General features: G+C 46.2%; 1 protein-coding gene and 1 pseudogene. Both read left to right on the top strand.

Annotated features, from left to right (window positions below):
- Positions 1-207 (top strand): annotated as a pseudogene (locus B3O33_RS03165) (F0F1 ATP synthase subunit beta); the annotation flags it as partial.
- 18 nt (positions 208-225) lie between these two features.
- Positions 226-648 carry a F0F1 ATP synthase subunit epsilon gene (locus B3O33_RS03160; protein ID WP_292361364.1) on the top strand — a complete coding sequence of 141 codons (423 nt, stop codon included), beginning with the start codon at positions 226-228 and terminating at the stop codon, positions 646-648.
- Positions 649-734 lie beyond the last annotated feature (86 nt).

The following is a 734-nucleotide window of genomic DNA, read 5'->3' as shown; positions in this document are numbered from 1 at the left end:
CGCGCTCGTAAAATTCAGCGTTTCATGTCACAGCCATTCTTCGTTGCTGAAGTATTCACCGGTGCACCTGGTAAATACGTTTCACTGAAAGATACTCTGGCTGGTTTCCGTGGCATTCTGGATGGTGAATATGATTCACTGCCAGAACAAGCGTTCTACATGGTTGGCACCATTGATGAAGCGATTGAGAAAGCCAAAAAGTACTAATCTCTTGGGAGGTAGCTGATGGCTATGACAATTCATGTTGACATCGTAAGTGCTGAAGAATCCATTTATTCTGGATTGGTAGAAGCGGTAATTGCCTCGGCACAAGAGGGTGAGGTGGGTATTTACCCACGTCACGCTCCATTGCTGACACGGTTAAAAGCCGGTGAAGTGCGGTTATTAAAAGACGGTAAGGAAGAGCAGTTTTATATTTCCGGTGGTGTGCTGGAAGTTCAACCTCATATCGTCACTATTCTGGCCGATACCGCATTACGCGCAGATGATGTAAATGAAGCCGCTGCTTTGGAAGCCAAAGCCGCAGCCGAAAAAGCGCTCAACGATAAATCAGCCAAAATGGACTTTGCGGAAGCACAAGTTCAACTGGCAGAAGCGATGGCACAGTTACGCGCCATTGAAAGAGCACGTAAAACACGTAAGCATTAATCACGAAAGTGATGACCCAGAAAAGGCTGTCTTCGGACGGCCTTTTTTGTTTGCAGGTCTTTGCTAAACTACAAAGCTGTTACAAG

Origin of the sequence: Methylophaga sp. UBA1464 (genome assembly GCF_002325665.1) — a bacterium.
GTDB lineage: Bacteria > Pseudomonadota > Gammaproteobacteria > Nitrosococcales > Methylophagaceae > Methylophaga.
Note: the sequence above shows the minus strand (reverse complement) of the source record. Positions and strands in the feature narration are given on the sequence as shown.